The organism is Vibrio sp. M250220, assembly GCF_036533795.1.
GTDB lineage: Bacteria > Pseudomonadota > Gammaproteobacteria > Enterobacterales > Vibrionaceae > Vibrio.
In genome coordinates this window covers 44,522-61,402 of the sequence record NZ_JATABI010000016.1, presented here as the reverse complement: position 1 = coordinate 61,402, position 16,881 = coordinate 44,522, and the positions used below count along the sequence as shown (strand labels likewise).

The 16,881-nt window shown below is 46.8% G+C and carries 16 protein-coding genes and 2 pseudogenes; 4 read left to right on the top strand and 14 right to left on the bottom strand.

The genetic code is table 11. The features are described 5' to 3' along the window. A pseudogene (locus tag QTN94_RS08240) lies at positions 1-489 on the top strand (hypothetical protein); the annotation flags it as partial. Further along, on the top strand, positions 486-869 hold the full coding sequence (locus QTN94_RS08235) for a hypothetical protein (RefSeq protein WP_171052139.1): 384 nt from the start codon (positions 486-488) through the stop codon (positions 867-869). The pseudogene QTN94_RS08240 and the gene QTN94_RS08235, both read left to right, overlap by 4 nt. A gap of 147 nt (positions 870-1,016) precedes the next feature. Here the strand turns inward: QTN94_RS08235 and QTN94_RS08230 are convergent. Then, a pseudogene (locus QTN94_RS08230) lies at positions 1,017-1,300 on the bottom strand (IS5/IS1182 family transposase); the annotation flags it as partial. Here QTN94_RS08230 and QTN94_RS08225 point away from each other — a divergent pair. Next, positions 1,256-1,714, top strand: a complete 459-nt coding sequence (locus QTN94_RS08225; protein WP_276608331.1) for an AraC family transcriptional regulator — start codon at positions 1,256-1,258, stop codon at positions 1,712-1,714. The pseudogene QTN94_RS08230 and the gene QTN94_RS08225 sit on opposite strands and share 45 nt — an antisense overlap. Before the next feature lie 73 nt (positions 1,715-1,787). On the opposite strand, the gene speB is transcribed toward QTN94_RS08225, so the two are convergent. Both speB and speA read right to left on the bottom strand, forming a co-directional pair. Continuing rightward, on the bottom strand, positions 1,788-2,714 hold the full coding sequence (speB, locus tag QTN94_RS08220; protein WP_331418256.1) for an agmatinase: 927 nt from the start codon (positions 2,712-2,714) through the stop codon (positions 1,788-1,790). Then, positions 2,715-4,682, bottom strand: a complete 1,968-nt coding sequence (speA, locus tag QTN94_RS08215) for an arginine decarboxylase (protein ID WP_331418257.1) — start codon at positions 4,680-4,682, stop codon at positions 2,715-2,717. It abuts the gene before it with no gap. A 229-nt stretch (positions 4,683-4,911) separates the two neighbouring features. On the opposite strand from speA, the gene QTN94_RS08210 reads away from it, so the two are divergent. Beyond that, positions 4,912-5,433, top strand: coding sequence for a DUF2058 domain-containing protein (locus QTN94_RS08210; protein WP_138971152.1), 522 nt, complete (start codon positions 4,912-4,914; stop codon positions 5,431-5,433). 84 nt (positions 5,434-5,517) lie between these two features. Here QTN94_RS08210 and cspE read toward each other — a convergent pair whose 3' ends face one another. From cspE to QTN94_RS08155, 11 genes are all read right to left on the bottom strand, one after another. Further along, positions 5,518-5,730, bottom strand: coding sequence for a transcription antiterminator/RNA stability regulator CspE (gene cspE, locus QTN94_RS08205; RefSeq protein ID WP_138971153.1), 213 nt, complete (start codon positions 5,728-5,730; stop codon positions 5,518-5,520). A gap of 323 nt (positions 5,731-6,053) precedes the next feature. Then, a complete protein-coding gene (locus tag QTN94_RS08200; protein WP_331417248.1) occupies positions 6,054-7,277 on the bottom strand; it encodes a beta-ketoacyl-ACP synthase in 1,224 nt (407 codons plus the stop codon). Then, positions 7,274-7,999 (bottom strand): 3-ketoacyl-ACP reductase FabG2, encoded by a 726-nt coding sequence (locus tag QTN94_RS08195; protein WP_331427411.1) that lies wholly within the window; start codon positions 7,997-7,999, stop codon positions 7,274-7,276. Before QTN94_RS08195 ends, QTN94_RS08200 begins: the two co-directional genes overlap by 4 nt. Next, positions 7,996-8,460: a hotdog family protein gene (locus QTN94_RS08190; RefSeq protein WP_331427410.1), complete on the bottom strand. Its 465-nt coding sequence runs from the start codon at positions 8,458-8,460 to the stop codon at positions 7,996-7,998. Before QTN94_RS08190 ends, QTN94_RS08195 begins: the two co-directional genes overlap by 4 nt. Beyond that, on the bottom strand, positions 8,453-9,640 hold the full coding sequence (locus tag QTN94_RS08185) for a beta-ketoacyl-[acyl-carrier-protein] synthase family protein (protein WP_331427409.1): 1,188 nt from the start codon (positions 9,638-9,640) through the stop codon (positions 8,453-8,455). The genes QTN94_RS08190 and QTN94_RS08185 overlap by 8 nt, the downstream gene beginning before the upstream one ends. Positions 9,641-9,645: 5 nt before the next feature. Further along, complete coding sequence (locus QTN94_RS08180; RefSeq protein ID WP_331427408.1) at positions 9,646-10,266, bottom strand: DUF3261 domain-containing protein; 621 nt, start codon at positions 10,264-10,266, stop codon at positions 9,646-9,648. Continuing rightward, a complete protein-coding gene (locus tag QTN94_RS08175) occupies positions 10,263-12,608 on the bottom strand; it encodes an MMPL family transporter (protein ID WP_331427407.1) in 2,346 nt (781 codons plus the stop codon). Before QTN94_RS08175 ends, QTN94_RS08180 begins: the two co-directional genes overlap by 4 nt. After that, a complete protein-coding gene (locus QTN94_RS08170) occupies positions 12,580-13,188 on the bottom strand; it encodes a LolA family protein (RefSeq protein WP_331427406.1) in 609 nt (202 codons plus the stop codon). Before QTN94_RS08170 ends, QTN94_RS08175 begins: the two co-directional genes overlap by 29 nt. Next, entirely contained in the window at positions 13,185-13,634 is a 450-nt protein-coding gene (locus QTN94_RS08165; RefSeq protein WP_331427405.1) for an acyl-CoA thioesterase, read from the bottom strand. The genes QTN94_RS08170 and QTN94_RS08165 overlap by 4 nt, the downstream gene beginning before the upstream one ends. Continuing rightward, positions 13,634-15,187 (bottom strand): HAL/PAL/TAL family ammonia-lyase, encoded by a 1,554-nt coding sequence (locus QTN94_RS08160; protein ID WP_331427404.1) that lies wholly within the window; start codon positions 15,185-15,187, stop codon positions 13,634-13,636. The genes QTN94_RS08165 and QTN94_RS08160 overlap by 1 nt, the downstream gene beginning before the upstream one ends. After that, the gene (locus tag QTN94_RS08155) at positions 15,168-16,880 is read right to left on the bottom strand and encodes a glycosyltransferase family 2 protein (RefSeq protein WP_331427403.1); all 1,713 of its coding nucleotides are present in this window, start codon (positions 16,878-16,880) and stop codon (positions 15,168-15,170) included. The genes QTN94_RS08160 and QTN94_RS08155 overlap by 20 nt, the downstream gene beginning before the upstream one ends. Position 16,881 lies beyond the last annotated feature (1 nt).

The window sequence follows — 16,881 nt, the reverse complement described above, 5'->3', positions numbered from 1 at the left end:
ACGCAAATCAAGCGCAATCTAAAGCTATCCACTAAATCAGTCGTTCACAATGCGGATGAAATTCTCAAGACCGGCTTTGTAAAAGAATTAGGGAAGCGGATTGGTAATATTGCTCTTGGAATTTCTGCCGCCAGAGGTGTGGGTTATGTTGGTTTACTTGTGGGGGCCGTTAGCGGTGTCGATAACATTTTCGAAGCGTGCAAGGTGGATGGTACTGGCGAGTGTGGCAAGACAACAACTCGTGAAGTCGTTGGGTTTATTGGTGGCTGGTATGGAGGCCTAAAGGGCGGAACAGTTGGTGTTAGTCTATTTGTGCTTGCTGTTGGTGTAACGGCCTCAACTCCGATACTTGCTCTTGCTGCCATCGGTGGAGCGGTTGTTGGTGGGGCCGTTGGCGGTGTCGTTGGAGCAACAACTGGCAAAGCGATTGGAGATATCATGTATGAAAAGACAATCGAACTTTATGAATGGGGTGAGGATTTTCTGTGATTGAGGTTCTTAAAGATCTTGAAACTATTGTTGTTGGTTTGCTTTCTGCTTATGCCATTGTTTGGTCTGTGCCAGCTGTCTTTATGAGTGCAGTTGTTAGCTTAGGTAGTTTAAAACATATAATTTTTATTGATCAGCAGTTAGCGAAAGATCTTGATAAGTATTATGACCACAATGGTTATATGCGTCCTAAATATCAATTGTCTTGGGAGATTGGTAGCCGTTGCTTTGATTATTGGGTTAAATACCCATTCATACGTAAGCGTTCAACAACCAAATCAACGAAATTTAAAGTGTTTATGTGGGTTAATGCTTTAGGTATGTGGAGCTATATAGGAATTATATTTTCAACTTTTATTGAAAAATTGCTTGGTATTTAACTTTGATACAAGCACTTGTCATGTTTTCGACTCGGTCTTCGAGCTATTGGATGTTCCGCTCTGAGGAATCCCCTGATGATTTAGATAAAAATCGGCTTTGTTTCCTAATTCGATTTCAGTTAAAAACACGCCTAACATGACTAAATGTTAGGCGATCACCATCGTTTCGGGCATACTAGTCCTGTGAGCTTGTTTAACGCTTTTATCATGGCGTAAGTTTCACCAACCTGAGCATTGTAGTTTGTCAGACTTAATCGCCCACCGAACAACTGCTTAACTCGATACATTGCTGTCTCTGATAGTGAGCGTTTATGATAGCCGTACTGCTTTTTCCACTTATTGTTGGAGCCGTAGAGCTTTTGGCAACCTACCGCTAAATTCCTAGGGTGGCCACTCTCCCAGAAGGCAGCCCCTTCTCTAGGAGGGATGAGTACTTCCTTAGCTCTATAGCCTTTCTGTTCTTGGGGCTAACGGGACGCGAGCTTAATGTGACAGCGATTCACCTCCCTTACGCTGCTCCTGAATATCACCGCCAGTATCAGCAGCGCTTTGCTTGTCAGGTGAAGTTCAATCAGGATGAGTTAGTACTGCGGTTTGATGCCGAGCGGCTTGCGGTTCAGTTCGGATGTTCTGAGAGAACGTTGAGACGGCACTTGGAACAGTGCTGCACGAGTTATCAGCAGCTTTTGAATGAAGTGCGTGCCGATCTGGCTAAAGAGTATCTGGTTGGGACGCGTTTAACGGTAGAAGAGATTGCGTTTCGCCTTGGCTACAGTGATAGCGCTAATTTTCGTCGAGCATTTAAACGCTGGACAGGAACAACTCCCCAACACTTCAGAGCATAAATCTAGCGGCACAGATAGAACAAATGCCAGCAAAAATGCTGGCATTTGGTCGATAAATGGATGAGCTTTAAGATTATTCGCTTTCGCGATTAGAAGCCCATACGTACATCAGTTCAAGAGCAATGGTTGCTCCTGCAAGCGCTGTAAGGTCACTCTGGTCATAAGGTGGAGAGACTTCCACTACGTCCATGCCAACAACGTTGATGCCAGCTAAACCACGTAGAATCTTCAACACTTTATCTGAGTTCAGACCGCCACAAACGGGTGTTCCTGTACCCGGAGCGAAGGCTGGATCGAGACAGTCGATATCAAACGTTACATACACAGGCTTATCACCAATGATGTCACGAACACGTGCTACGATCTCCTCTGCGCTCAGGTCGTTCGCTTCCATCGCATTGATAACGTTGAAGCCGTGACCATCTTGTTTGTATTCAGTACGGATACCGATCTGAACCGAATGCTTCGGTGAAATCAGCCCTTCGTTTGGCGCATGATAGAACATGGTGCCGTGATCATAGCTGCTGCCGTTAGCATAAGTATCGGTATGTGCGTCAAAGTGGATCAGAGCCATCTCACCGTGATGTTTCGCGTAAGCGCGTAAAATCGGCAAAGTGATGAAGTGATCGCCACCCAAAGCTAACATGGTCTTGCCGCTTTTTAGGATTTCACTGGTTGCCGCTTCTAAACGGTAAGTGAAGTCTTCAGCATCGCCACAATCAAACACTAAGTCGCCCGCATCGATAACTTTCGCACGGTCGAAGACGTTGAAGTTCCATGGGAACTTTTTGCCTTCCCAAGCCAGATTGACTGACGCGCGACGAATCGCATCCGGCCCCATACGTGCACCTGGTCTACCTGATGTCGCCATATCTAGCGGCACACCGAATACCACCAAATCGGCGTCGGCTGAAACAGGGTTGCGCAGGTACGGCTTGCGCATAAAACTCATCGAGTTTGAGTAGAGTGAATAATCAGTCTTAGTGAACAAATCATTCATTTAAAAATCCTCTAAATAGGTGTAACCCGCTAGGCCACCTTCTAATTCTTCTAGAACGGTTTTCTGCTCGCTCGCTTCTACGCGCTCGGCAACCAGTTCACGATAGTGGTGACGAATCTTATCGACGTCGATATGAACGTAACGCATCATGTCCTCAACGGTATCACCCACGTCTATACGCTCAATGACCGTGTTGCCCGTGTCGTCAACCGTGACAACCGCGCTGTGAGTATCACCAAATAGGTTGTGCATATCACCAAGGATCTCTTGGTACGCGCCAACGAGGAAAAAGCCCATTAAGTATGGTTTGTCTTTGTTCCAAGCGGGCACTGGCAAGGTAGTTTCGATGCCTTGACCTTCAACGTACTGTTCAATTGCACCATCTGAGTCACAGGTGATGTCCAACATGACCGCGCGACGGTCTTCCACATTTTCCAAACCTGATAGAGGCAGAATAGGGAAGACTTGATCGATACCCCAAGCATCCGGTAGAGACTGGAACAGCGAGAAGTTGACAAAGAACTTATCCGCTAGTCGTTCGTTCAGCTCGTCCAGAATTGGGCGATGGAAGCGGTTTTTATTGCTCATTTGGCGGCTTAGTTCGAAGTAAATTCGAAGCGAAAGCTGCTCTGCCCATGCACGTTGCTGAAGATTCAGTACACCAGTCGCAAACTGAGAATGCACTTCTGCTAAGTCACTTTGAGTATCGTTATAGATCTCGATCAGAGCTCGTGCATCGCTGCCATCTTGGAGGTTTTCCCAGCTACGCCACATATTTTGTAGCAAAGTTGGGTCTTCTGCATCGGGTGCAACCACATGCTCTGGATGATACGCTTCCGTACCAATAACGTTCGTGATCAATACCGCATGATGAGCAGTTAAAGAACGACCTGACTCTGAAATAATAACAGGAACTGGCTGTTCATACTGCTGACATACGTCGCCCACAGTGCTCACGATGTTGCGAGCATACTCGATCAGACCGTAGTTCATCGAGTTTGACGATTGGCTGCGAGTGCCATCGTAATCAATCGCTAGACCACCACCAATGTCGAAGTATTTGATGCTAGCCCCCATAGCACGCAGTTCGCAGTAAAAGCGAGCAGACTCATTAACGCCATTGCGGATATCGCGAATGTTAGCCATTTGCGAGCCAAGGTGGAAGTGTACCAGTTGCATTGCATCTAGCTGATCTTCCTGTTTTAGGCGTTCGATAACGGTCAATACTTGAGAAGCGGCTAAGCCGAACTTCGATTTTTCGCCACCGCTTGATTGCCATTTGCCCGCTCCTTGTGAAGCGAGTCGGATGCGGAGACCTAGGCGCGGTTTAACGCCTAAACTTTCAGCTTCTTTTAGTACCAAATCAAGCTCAGAAAGCTTCTCTAGTACGATAAATACTTTGTGACCCAGTTTCTCGCCGATCAGGGCAAGGCGGATGTACTCTCTGTCTTTGTAACCGTTACATACGATCACTGAGCTGGCTTTTTGCGCCAGTGCGAGTACAGCGAGCAATTCAGGCTTACTGCCAGCTTCAAGACCAAGTTGTTTTGTTTCCAACTGAGCCTGACTTTCCAGGATTTCGTCAACAACTTCTTTTTGCTGGTTAACCTTAATTGGATAAACCAACAAATAGTTATTTTGGTATTGGTTTTCTTCAATCGCTTGGTTAAACGCTTGGCAAATACCATGCACGCGTTGGTGCAAAATCTGTGGGAATCGAACTAGTACTGGCAGGTTGAGTTGCTTTTGCTCTAGCTGCGAAACGATGTTACTCAATGGAATTTGGTGCGCGTTATCGCTGCGAGGTGATACATACACCTCACCCTGATTGTCGATACCATAGAAGCCTTGGCTCCAGTAGTGAACATTGTAATCAGCGCGAACACGGTCAAGTTTGGAAATGTTTTCCACATCAAATCTCACAAAGACAGAGATAAAAAAACATGATTCAGAATGGCCTGAAATCATACCTGATACGGGGCTGGATAGGGTTAAAAGCCGTCGTGTCGAGCGCATTAACGGATAAATATTAGCTTGAGTCCAACAAAACAATTTTGTCGCCACGATTGAATATGAACTCTGTGAGTTATATTAGAGCCTTTATCTGGACTTAGTGAAATTCAATCACAAGACTAACCTTTATTTGGCTAGGTTGAACCGCTAAAATGGGCACAAATTGAATAGTGTTGGATGAAACATGGCAAAATTAACACTCCAAGAGCAAATGCTAAAAGCGGGCTTGGTGAACGAGAAAAAGCTTAAAAAAGCGAAGAAAGGTTCTAAAAAATCGCGTGTTCAAGCACGTGAAGTCAAAGCTGCGGTTGAAGAGAATAAACGTCAGCAACAAGAACGTGATAAAGCGCTGAGCAATGAACAGAAAGAGCAACGCTTGAGCAAAGAAATTCAGGCGCAAATTAAACAGCTGATCGAGATGAATAAAATCGATCTTAAAGACGGTGACATCAAGTACAACTTTACCGATGGCACGTTAGTAAAATCTGTTTATGTTGAGTCTTTAGTTCGTGATCAACTGGCAAAAGGGATCTTGTCTATTGCGCGTAGTGAAGAGTCTTACGTTGTGATTCCTAGCAGTGTCGCCAAGAAAATTGCATTGCGTGATGAGAGTGCGATCATTGAGCAGAATGCGCCAGCTGAAGACCTTCCAGCAGAAGATGATCCATACGCTGATTTTGTCGTGCCAGATGATTTGATGTGGTAGAGCAAAATTCCGACAAATAAAAAACCAGCCACTAGGGCTGGTTTTTTTTAATCTTAAATAGATGACGCTAAGGTCAATCTAAAATTAAGCAGCTACAACGTTAGCAGCTTGTGGGCCTTTTTGACCTTGTTCAACTTCGAAAGATACGTGTTGACCTTCTTTCAGAGTTTTGAAACCTTCAGAAGCGATTGCACGGAAGTGTACGAATACGTCAGCGCCGCCGTTTTCAGGAGTGATGAAACCGAAGCCTTTCTCTTCGTTGAACCATTTAACGATACCAGTAGTTTTGTTAGACATAATCTGTCCCTTATATAAATTGAATTAATCTTCGTTTATGCGCTGAAAATTTGAACTATTTAATGTAACAATGAAGCTAAGGGAAACACAGAGGATAACGCCGGTAACGCAGGAATTCTAAGGATTTACTTTTGACTTGCAGTTTCACTAATAACTCTGAATTGCAGAGCGAATAAATCTTACCTTATTCCACACGGTTGTAAAGAGATATTTTGCTAAAGTTGGTTGTTTTTTATTCACATTGATATTAAGGCCCTCATTGAGGGCTTTAATTGAGTAGAACGACAACCTAAGAAAAAATCTTTTTATCACGGAGAGTTAACTTAGATCTTCTTAAAGATGATCGAAGTGTTGATGCCACCAAAGGCGAAGTTGTTACTCATCAGATATTCGACCTCTAACTCTCGACCATTGCCAGTGATGTAATCAAGGTTGCCACACTGCTCGTCAAGAGAGTCTAAGTTCAATGTTGGGCTGAACCAACCAGTGTGCATCATCTCTAGGCTTAACCACGCCTCAATCGCACCACAGGCCCCAAGAGTATGACCAAAATAACTCTTTAGAGAACTGATGGGTACCTTGCCCAGTGCGTTGGCGGTTGCGTTACTCTCTGCGATATCACCACGATCAGTGGCGGTTCCGTGTGCCGAGACATAGTCGATCTGCTCCGCTTTGATGCCTGCATTTTCTAATGCCATCTCCATACAGATTTGCATGGTTTCCATCTGTGGTTGGGTGACATGGGCTGCATCACAGTTGCTGGCAAAGCCAATGATTTCAGCGTAGATTTTAGCACCGCGAGCCTTAGCATGTTCATACTCTTCCAGAATTAAAGTACCAGCACCTTCACCAATCACTAAGCCATCGCGATGAGTGTCATAAGGTCTAGGTGTGCTTTTAGGCGCGTCGTTTTTCAAACTGGTGGCAAAAAGAGTATCAAACACCGCGGATTCAGTCGGGCACAGTTCTTCGCCTCCACCCGCAACCATGACGGTTTGATAACCATGCTTGATTGCTTCATAGGCGTAACCAATGGCTTGACTGCCTGAAGTACACGCACTGCTCGTTGGGATCACTCGTCCTTTCAGGCCGAAGAACAGTCCGACGTTGACCGCGGTTGTATGAGGCATCATTTGTACATAGGTAGTCGCGGTAATTGCCTTGGTCGTTTTGTCATTGAGCATTACGCCAAAGGCACCGATCGCATCGGTACTGCCCGTTGATGAACCGTAGGCAATGCCAGTTTGTCCATTCGTCAGTACTTCTGCACCGATTAGCCCCGCTTGTTGCAGAGCATTTTCAGTCGCAACGGTCGCCAGTTTAGACACACGACCCATTCCGCGAACTTGTTTGCGTTTGTAGTGTTTTGGCAATTCAAAATCGTCTACAGGCGCGGCAAGCTTAGTATTGAGACCTTCGTACTGCTCATAGCTTGGCATGTACTGAGTGGCGTTTTGACAGGCTCTGAGTTTTGGTTCTACGGATTGCCAGTCGTTACCAAAAGCAGTAACACCAGACATGCCCGTTACGACAACGCGACGACTCATACCAGACCTCCGTTAACTGAAATGACTTGGCGAGTAACGTAACCTGCAATATCAGACATTAGATAACTCACCAGACCGGCAACCTCTTGCGGCTCACCCATTCGACGAAGTGGAATTTGCGGCATAGCGTGCTCTTTTACATGCTCATCAACCATACCGGTATCAATTAGACCTGGAGCGACACAGTTCACGGTGATTTTTCGCTTCGCCAGTTCAAGTGCGAGGGATTTTGTTGCGCCGATAACGCCCGCTTTAGCTGCACTGTAGTTAGTTTGGCCACGATTACCCATTAATCCAGAGACAGAAGCAAGTGTAACAATGCGGCCACCTTTGCGTTTTTGAACCATTGGCATTACGCATGGGTGAAGCACGTTATAAAAACTGTCGAGGTTGGTATGGATAACACCGTCCCACTCTTCTTCTGTCATCGCTGGGAACGCTGTATCGCGCGTAATGCCTGCGTTGTTCACCACGCCATAGTAAGCGCCATGCTCTGCGATATCGCTTTCTAGTTTATAACGGCACTCTTCGCGATTACTGATATCAAACTGGATCAGACGACCATTGCCACCATTTTCGATAATAGTGTCTAAGGTTTGCTGAGCACCTTGTTGGTCACCCATGTAATGAACGGCGATGGTGAATCCATCTTTTGCTAACTGAATTGCGATTGCTTGGCCGATGCCTTTACTTGCGCCTGTAACTAAAACTTGACGGGTCATTGGTGACTCCTGATTTTCATTTCTTGTAATTTTTGTTCTGAAGGTACGTATACATTTAACTGGCAACTCGCGACGGTCTGTTGTTCGAACTCGATACGCGCAGAGAAGACCGCCATACCATTATCTTCCATCATTTTCTCGGCATAGATGTCGAGCTGTTGACCATTTTGGAACGCATCACAATGAGAAATGTATCGACGGCTCCCAAGCAAGAAGCCGATAGGGGGTTCTGCGTCTTGTTGAATGGCGTGGTAGCCTGACCAAGCCGCGACGGATTGAGCCATAAACTCAATTCCTACATATGCAGGAAGAGTGCTGGTGTCAGTATTATAAAATGGATTTTTTGCACCTATATCCACCTGACAGTGGATGGTGTCTTGTTGAATGTCTAGCGCACGATCGATAAGGATCATCGGCTCATCATGCGGCAGTAATTGTGCGATAGGAGGATAGCTAGTCATGGATGTAACCAAAGATGAGACTGATATTGTTGCCACCAAATGCAAACGAGTTGCTTAAAATGGCTTTACCCTGCAATTTGGTCGTCGTTTCAACCAGTGAAACTTCGATATCCGCGGCTTTGTCACGGCAATGCTGCATGGGTAGCTCTAAGTCGTAATTCAAAATATGCCACGCAATGGCGGCTTCGGTAGCGCTTGCAGCGCCAAGGGTGTGACCGGTTAGAGGTTTGGTTGAGCTGACCACTACCCGATCGCCAAATAAGCGATGAATCGCTTTGCTTTCCATGCTGTCATTAAGTGGGGTTGCCGTTCCGTGGGCATTGATATAGCCGATGTCACCGACCACTAGTCCTGCGTCATCGAGCGCTTTTTGCATCGCTTGCTCTGCACCATTTCCCTCAGGGTGAGGTGCCGAAATGTGGTGGGCATCAGAACTGTCGCCCGCGCCCAACAGAGCGACCTTAGATGGTTGATAACTCAACAACATCAAGGCGGCTGATTCTCCAATATTGATACCGTCTCTTGCTTGGCTAAATGGCTGGCAAAGTGTATTTGAAAGTGCTTCCAGACCATTAAAACCGTTTAGAGTTAAGCGGCAAAGCGTATCTACGCCGCCGACGATGACTGCATCGACGAGTCCACTACGCAGTAATCGTTGCGCTGTGATAAATACGCGACCACTGGATGAACATGCGGTAGAGATTGCGTAACATGGCCCTGTGATTCCGAAGTAGGCAGCAACAAAGTCACTGGTGTTGCCTAGCTCCTGCTTACGATAGTGGTAGTGTTCAGGGAAGGCTCCGCTCTCAAGTCTCTGTCGATATGCGATCTCGCCATCGGCAATACCAGACGTGCTGGTTCCTATGATAACGGCGACTCTTGAGGGGCCAAACTCATTGATCGCTAAGCGAACCTTATGCTCAATTTGCCTTATTGCCGAGAGAGCCAATTGATTGTTGCGTGTATCAAACTCCGCGAGATGAGAAGGGAGCTCTGGAAGTGGGTCATCAATACGACCTACTACGGTGGAAGTACCCGTATTGAGGATATGGTCATCGACCACCATATTTGAGGCTTGTTGGCCGGACAGGCACAAGTGTATCTGGGATACGTCTGATCCCATCGCGGAATGAAAGCCACAATCTTGAATAAAAATCGGTTTAGAAACGTGTGTCAGCATGATGGCTATCTAGTTGGGGCTGTACTAAATTGCAGCGTTTTTATTTTTACAGTGTAGTTATCGATTAAGTGATTAAAGGTAATTTCACCCACTAGCCTGTCCTTGTTGCTGTAATGGATGTCAATGACCTTTTCACCGACGCTATCGAATATAGCTCTGGAATTGTTTTCGTCAATCATTCGCCACCTTACCTTATTTAGAGGGGCTTCCCAAGCAGAACTCGGCCAGAGCGTGATCATCAGATTAAATAGCACTTGTTCTGGTTGTGGCAAGACGCCTCCAAGACCACTCATCACATCGGTTGAAATGCTATCGTTTTGATAGGTAAGGGACAGAATCCGTGTTCCCCAAGAAGAAAAACCTGCCAGAACGAGCTTATCTTGCGAGACTTGCAATTGTACCGGCAATTGTTCGCTACGAGTTTGCGCTCCGTTTTGCCACTGCGCTTCAATTAATTGGCTAGCCGTCAGTGAATAACCTAGCGACGCAGGGATTGGTAGGTTTACTTGGGTCTGCTTGGCGACCACTACGGTTGGAGTTGTACTTTGCGGAGTGGAACTGCAAGCGCTAAGAACGACCCCAAGCACTATTGAGCACAGTGTTTTCGCCAAAGTAGTGCGCTTCATTGTTTCTCCTCATTAATCGCGAGTGGAGACAGCAGCCAAGCGACAAAAATTCCGCTAAGAACTGTAATTCCAAAGCTATGAATGGCGTGTGTCTGGCTCAGTGACAGTAACCCGAAAGAGAGTAACGTTGTCAGAGCGGATAAAGTGATCGCCAGTAATGTACTTGGACTACGCGCTTTTTCAGCAAAAAATAGTGTGTAGTCGATGCCAATCCCAATTATGAGAATAAGTGCGAGTAAATTGAACAAATTTAGGGTTGAACCGAGCATCGCCGCTGTCGCGATTCCCACAAGACAAGCAATAAGGGAAGGGATGAGTATTAGCACTGCGTGTTTGAGACCATAACGTTTGACCAGTAAACCACTAATCACCACGAGGGCGATGACCAATAGTTCAAGGACTTTGACGCGGTACTCGCCAAACAAAGTAGAGATCTCTTCTGCCTTATTGAGGTAGCTTATATCGGGATGAGCGTGTGCAAACTGCTTGACGATTTCGGCATTGTTGAGCTTAGTGAGTACAACGATCGCGGCCACTTGTTGCTCAATCTGCCCTACATATAAGAAGCGCACAGGCTCAGAGACAATCTGCTGTAAATACTCCTGTAGATTTACTGGCTTAAACGCTTCTGCTAGTAAGGGCACAGACGTGAGCTTAAGTGTATCGCTCAATTTGTCGCCCTGTGATGCGTACAGATTCTCGATTAACTGGTAATCACTCTGTTGGCGTGTGATAGAACCAAGATATTGAGTCAGACTTTGATAACCTTCAATCGAGCCCTCTTGTTGCCATTGGTCTAGGGTCGGATGGAGCGACTCAAGGCGCTGCATTAGCAATTCATCATCATTGGCGGTCACGACTAACATCTGTTGAGAAGATTGCAGCCCACTGATTTCGTTGATCTGCTGCTCCTGCAATTTGAGGCTATCTGGCATAGCCTGAAGTTGACGGATATCGTCATCATAGTGCAGCGCAGTCAGAGGAAGTAAGGTGGCAGCCAAACAGATTGCTGGCATGGTGAGTTTAAAGCTCGGTTTCTCCCATTGCCCCAACCAGCGTTGCCATAGCCAGTTGCCCGGTAAAGGTCGAGACTCGGTGGGGCGTTTGGCTAGAATCGGATACCAAGCGACAACGGTAGCGTAGGCTGCAATTAAACCAATCGACGAGAACAGGGCGAGTTGCTGTAGACCTGGGAAAGGAGCGATCAGCATCCCCAGATATCCAATCAAACTGGTGACCAGTCCCATCGAAATGGCTGCAAGAATATGTTTCAGCCCTTTGCGGCTATCCCAACTGTGTCCAGCAGCAAGGCGTTCCGTTAGGTAATGGAATGCGTAGTCGATGGAGACACCAATCAGACTGGCACCAAACACCAGACTAAACAGATGTACTCGCCCAAGCAGCTCTGTGGTAACAGCAAGGGCCGCGACTAAACCGATGCTGATCGATAGCAGCGCTAGCATCAGTGGCGCGCTACTTCTGAATACGCCTATCACCAAAACGATGACACCGAATAGCGAAAAAAGACCAATGGTGCTGATTTCTGATTTCGCACTCTTAGTTCCAAACTCGGCGTAGAAGAGCACACCCGTGTGGAGCGTCTGAACCTGATACTGCGTGGTCAGTTGCTGCTCTATATCGATGATTTTGGATACACCCTCTTGGGCATTGAGGCTGTAAGGAGAATCTTTCAGTGTTGCCGTGATCAGCACATACTTCTGATTTTGGTGCCGAGTGGTCAGGTATCCGTTGTCGATGCTAAAGGTGGAACTTTGTTGAGTTAACTGGCCAAGATAGTCACGAAACAACAAAAATGGGTCGCTGGCGAGTTCATTGCCAGTGACGCCAGAAAATGGGTTATAGATCGATTGGACGACGTACTGAACTTGAGCCTCCGGTGTTGCCGTGAGACGTTGGCGTTGCTCCGGTGTGAGCTGTTGAAAACGGTGCTGAAAATAGTAACTCGCCCACTGCTGCTGTTGCTCGGCCGGCACTTTTCCAGTGACTTCCTTAAATAGTCCAGTATCGGACAGAGCCTGCTCAAGAGCATTTGCCGCGGCAAAAAGCTGGTCGTCTTTTTGAGTACGAAGAACGAAGACCACTTTATCGCTGAAGTTGTTCGAAACGGTTTCAAACGCTTGCTCAGCAATGGGGTTTTGCAGGTTTTCTGGCAGCAACTTTAAGATGTTGGTCTCAATGGGAGATTGAGCTGACCAAATCCACTGTTTAGCCAGCAGGGCAAGAAAAAGCAATACTAGACCAAGCCAAGCTATTGCTATGTTCTTGCCACCCAAGCTTTGGCGAGTTGCATCGTCAGAAACTGAATTGCTCTTGTTCCGCATCACTTAGGCTCTCTGGCTGATGAGTCTGGTTGGTAAAAAGAATTTCGGTCTTGTCACCACGAATTTCCTGCAATATCAGACCATCGATATCCTGCTTTCCTGTCAGAGTGATAGACTCAAACACGGAGTTTAGGGGGGATTGTTTAGGTGTTAACCTAAGCGTCCATTGCCCTTCGTTGATGGCTAAATTCAGATCAAACTGCTCTTGTAGTGCTTCGGTATCGCCATGGAAAACCGCTAGGAATACATGGCTAAAATAGAACGCCATTGGGTTCTCTTTTGCCGTGATAATCTGAGGCGCTTGTCCAGCAAATGTTTGGCGTAGCTTATCTTGTGTCAGCACCAACTGAACTGGGAATGGTGTAGTTTGCTGCCACAATAACCCTTGTGCTTTGTTTAGCGTGAACTTTCCTTGCGAACTTAACGGTTGCTCAAACAGTTCAAGATGACGAAGTTGAGTAAAGTCGCCGCGAACGGTCGCGCTCTTGGCTAACTCTGTTTGCAGCGAGGAAAGATCCGTGACTTGCGCCCAGCTAAAGGGAGAGAGTGCTAATAAAGCGAGCATTAACCACTTTTTCATTGAGCGACTCTCCCGTGTTGGTGCCAATGCTCAATTTTATCGATAAAGATCTTCGGTGAAGCAAAGCACATTTCCTGTTCTTTGATACTGACTGCTACTTGTGTGGTGTGCGCTTTACACATCCTTGCACCTGTTTCAGCATCGGAGATTAGGTAATCAACACGCAGTCGATTCTCCCACTCAGTCAGTTTGGCAGTTACGCGGATCTGGTGATTGAAAGGAATCGCTTTCACGTACTTAACGCGCGTATCTATGATTGGCCACATGTAGCCAGATTCATTCATCGCGAGATAACCGTAGTCGATCTTCTCCATCATGACGCGGCGGGCTTCTTCAAAAAAGCGAAAGTAGTTGCCGTGGTAAATCACACCCATAGGATCTGCGTCTTGAAACGAGGTGACCAGTGTCACCTCAGATTCGAGTGGAAATTGGATTACTTGCTCCATTAAGCCTCCGGATAGAGTGACCAGTGGCGTTGCTGAATTCGAGAAATAAAGTGGCGAAGGTCGTGTTCAAGTGGACGATCTTCTACGACAAATTCAAATTCATTTAATACCGCATCACGAATCATCTTGAGGTTGTCACTCATATGGTGCTCATCAAGTTCATTATGGCGACGACGAATCTCTACGGCCTGAATACTTGCAAGCAATGACGCCGCAGCGACTTGTTCGGTTAATTGGAGTACACGCAAACAGTCACGAGCTGCAATCGTACCCATACTGACCTTGTCCTGGTTGTGACATTCAGTTGAGCGAGAGAAAACGCTGGCTGGCATGGTGTGCTTCAACGCTTCTGCTGTCCAAGCTGAAATACCTATCTGCACTGCTTTGAAGCCGTGGTTGATCGGTTTACGTTCACCCTCTGCTCCCGTTAGGTTAAAGGGCAAGCCATTGTTGAACTTATAGTCCATTAGTTGTGCCATTTGACGATCGAGCAGATCCGCTAGGTTAGCGATACCCGTCTTGAGGGTATCCATCGCCATAGCAATATGACCGCCATAGAAGTGGCCGCCGTGCAGCACGCGTTCGTTTTCACCGTCAATGATTGGGTTATCGTTAGCGCTGTTCAGTTCATTTTCGATCATTGAACGCAGCCACGGCAGTGAGTCCTGAACAACACCAATCACATGCGGTGCACAACGGAGTGAATAACGATCTTGTAGACGGTCACTGTTGCGTGGAGGACGTTCGGCGTTGAGATCGGCACGCAGCCATGCAGCAACTTGCTGTTGACCAGGGTGAGGTTTCACCGCAAATAGTGCTTCATCAAAGTGAAAGTCATTGCCATGCATGCCGACAGAAACCATCGCGGTGATCTTGGTACATAGTTGAGCAAGATATTCTGCGCGTTTGTATGCCAGACAAGCGAGAGCGGTCATGACCGATGTGCCATTCATCAGGGCGAGGCCCTCTTTAGGTTTAAGATGAATAGGGTTAATGCCTAACTCGGCGTAGACTTCAGCGGTAGGGCGGACTTCACCTTTATAGATGACCTCTCTTTCACCAATCAGAGCGGCAGCAAGATAAGAGAGTGGCGTTAAATCACCGCTTGCACCTACTGAGCCTTCTTGTGGGATACGAGGAGAAATGTCTTGGTTGATAAGAGTAACGATCTGGTTGAGCAAATCGTGTGTTACTCCTGAAACCCCTTGGGCTAATGAACATAATCGAGTGGCGAGCACGGCTCGCGCTTGTTGGTGCGATAGCACTTCTCCTAGACCACAGCCATGGAAGCGGGTGAGGTGAAGCGGAAGTTCATCGACTAGGTTCGGTGGAATCGCAACCGTGCAAGAGTCACCATAACCTGTGGTTACGCCGTAAATGACGCCTTCCTCTTTCAACAAACGTTCAAGAAACTGAACACCTTTGTCTATTTTAGTGGTGAATTGTGGTGAATTATTGAGGCTAGCATTGGCACCTTCGGCAATGGCAACTACATCTTCTATGCTCAGCGCCTGTGCGCCAAACGTAATGGTGTTATCGTTTTGCATCGTCATCTTGCTGATTACTTAATGTCCAAAAGTTGAAAAAATTATACCACTGCAGTGGCGCTTGCAGGGTGTAGTGTTGCAGACGTTGGGCATAGTCTTGCACAACCTGTTGTAATGCTGCTTGTCGCTCTTTGCGTGGCAGCAAGATTTGTTCTCTAAACGGCTCAAAGTAGACGTTAAAGTGTGGCTTATCGCTACTGTCATCGCGAAGTCCAAAGAGTAGATAAACGGGGGCTTTCAAAATAGCCGCCAGCATAAACGGCCCTTGCGGGAAAGGCGCTGGTTTACCGAGAAAATCGGCCCACACCGAACGGCTCTCTTTGCTGGTCGATGTGCGATCACCAACGATCACGATCCATTCACCCTGCTCAATTTTTTGCTGTAAGAGAATCGCCGTATCGGGCCCCATAGAGCTGACCTGAATCAGATTGAGCTCAGAGCTAGGATTAACGGCTTTCATCACGCTGTTAAAGCGTTCCGCATGTTCAGTAAACACCAAGGCATTGATCTTGATATGAGAATGTCGACGCCCAAGCGCACGACACAATTCGATATTACCCAGATGAGAGCCGAGAATAACAACCCCTTGTTTGTTGTCCACCATACGTTGAAAGTTTTCCTGACCATGAATGGTTAGGTTTTCGACACTGAAGTCACCCTTCCAAGCAGCCAATTTATCAAGCATGGTATGACCAAACGACAGCAGGTGATGATAGCTGTCGAGTTTTTCTGGTAACTCGAAAGAGTGCTGCTGTGCGTACGACTTGAGTTGCGAGAGATAGATTTCTGATGCTTGCTTTGCATCCTTACCAACGAGGTGATAATAGCCGATGACCACTTTCAGAATAAGATTAAAGACTTTGCGACCCAGCAAACTGTAGATCGCCAGCAACAGCTTGATACCGAAGATCGTGCCTTGCTCTTGTCGTTTCGACCAGTGTGGCTGATCATCACTGTTGTTTTTTCTGCGCTTACGGGCGATTAGCTGGGGGGCTCGCGGTAGCATACCGAAAAACAGTCGAGTATGCATCCAACTGATTTTGACGTTATCCCAAAGTGCATCAAAATGGGATATTCCCCCTTCAGGATAGATGACGCGAGTTTCAACAAACTCAATATCAACGCCTTCCCAATACATACGCACAAGGATTTCGATGTCGAAGTCCATCCGTGTGCCAATGTCATATTTGTCTAGCACTGCGATGGTCTTGTTAACGGGATAGGCACGAAAGCCGCACATGCTGTCTTTGATGGTCAGAGATAGTGTTTCTATCCAGACCCAAACATGAGTGGCATAGCGACCGTATAGACGAGCCTTTGGAACGCTATCATCATAAATGGGTTGGCCAGAAACCAAACAATCAGGATTGTGTTGTGAGCATGAAATCAGTGCAGGTAAGGCGTCAATGTCATGCTGGCCATCAGCGTCAATCTGAATCGCATGGCTGAAGTTCAGTTGATGCGCGTGGCGGATCCCGGCCATCACAGCACCGCCTTTGCCTTGGTTTTTCGCCAGTGTTACTAAGGTAACATTGTCTTGCTCAGCGACGTCGATAAGAGCCTGTTTGGTGTTCGCATTGCTACCGTCATCAACAATAATAAAAGGTAAATCAAAAGGTTTCAGTGATGACACCACAGCAGCAATAGTGCTTCCATGGTTATAGCAAGGGATAACAAAACAGGGCTGGTAATTGTCCACC

Excerpts from the sequence above, each read along its gene's own strand:
- cspE (WP_138971153.1), bottom strand. The coding sequence starts at position 5,730 with ATGTCTAACAAAACTACTGGTATCGTTAAATGGTTCAACGAAGAGAAA.
- QTN94_RS08180 (WP_331427408.1), bottom strand. The coding sequence starts at position 10,266 with ATGAAGCGCACTACTTTGGCGAAAACACTGTGCTCAATAGTGCTTGGG.
- QTN94_RS08160 (WP_331427404.1), bottom strand. The coding sequence starts at position 15,187 with ATGACGATGCAAAACGATAACACCATTACGTTTGGCGCACAGGCGCTG.
- speB (WP_331418256.1), bottom strand. The coding sequence starts at position 2,714 with ATGAATGATTTGTTCACTAAGACTGATTATTCACTCTACTCAAACTCG.
- QTN94_RS08170 (WP_331427406.1), bottom strand. The coding sequence starts at position 13,188 with ATGAAAAAGTGGTTAATGCTCGCTTTATTAGCACTCTCTCCCTTTAGC.
- QTN94_RS08165 (WP_331427405.1), bottom strand. The coding sequence starts at position 13,634 with ATGGAGCAAGTAATCCAATTTCCACTCGAATCTGAGGTGACACTGGTC.
- QTN94_RS08195 (WP_331427411.1), bottom strand. The coding sequence starts at position 7,999 with ATGACCCGTCAAGTTTTAGTTACAGGCGCAAGTAAAGGCATCGGCCAA.
- speA (WP_331418257.1), bottom strand. The coding sequence starts at position 4,682 with ATGATTTCAGGCCATTCTGAATCATGTTTTTTTATCTCTGTCTTTGTG.
- QTN94_RS08200 (WP_331417248.1), bottom strand. The coding sequence starts at position 7,277 with ATGAGTCGTCGCGTTGTCGTAACGGGCATGTCTGGTGTTACTGCTTTT.
- QTN94_RS08210 (WP_138971152.1), top strand. The coding sequence starts at position 4,912 with ATGGCAAAATTAACACTCCAAGAGCAAATGCTAAAAGCGGGCTTGGTG.
- QTN94_RS08185 (WP_331427409.1), bottom strand. The coding sequence starts at position 9,640 with ATGCTGACACACGTTTCTAAACCGATTTTTATTCAAGATTGTGGCTTT.
- QTN94_RS08190 (WP_331427410.1), bottom strand. The coding sequence starts at position 8,460 with ATGACTAGCTATCCTCCTATCGCACAATTACTGCCGCATGATGAGCCG.
- QTN94_RS08175 (WP_331427407.1), bottom strand. The coding sequence starts at position 12,608 with ATGCGGAACAAGAGCAATTCAGTTTCTGACGATGCAACTCGCCAAAGC.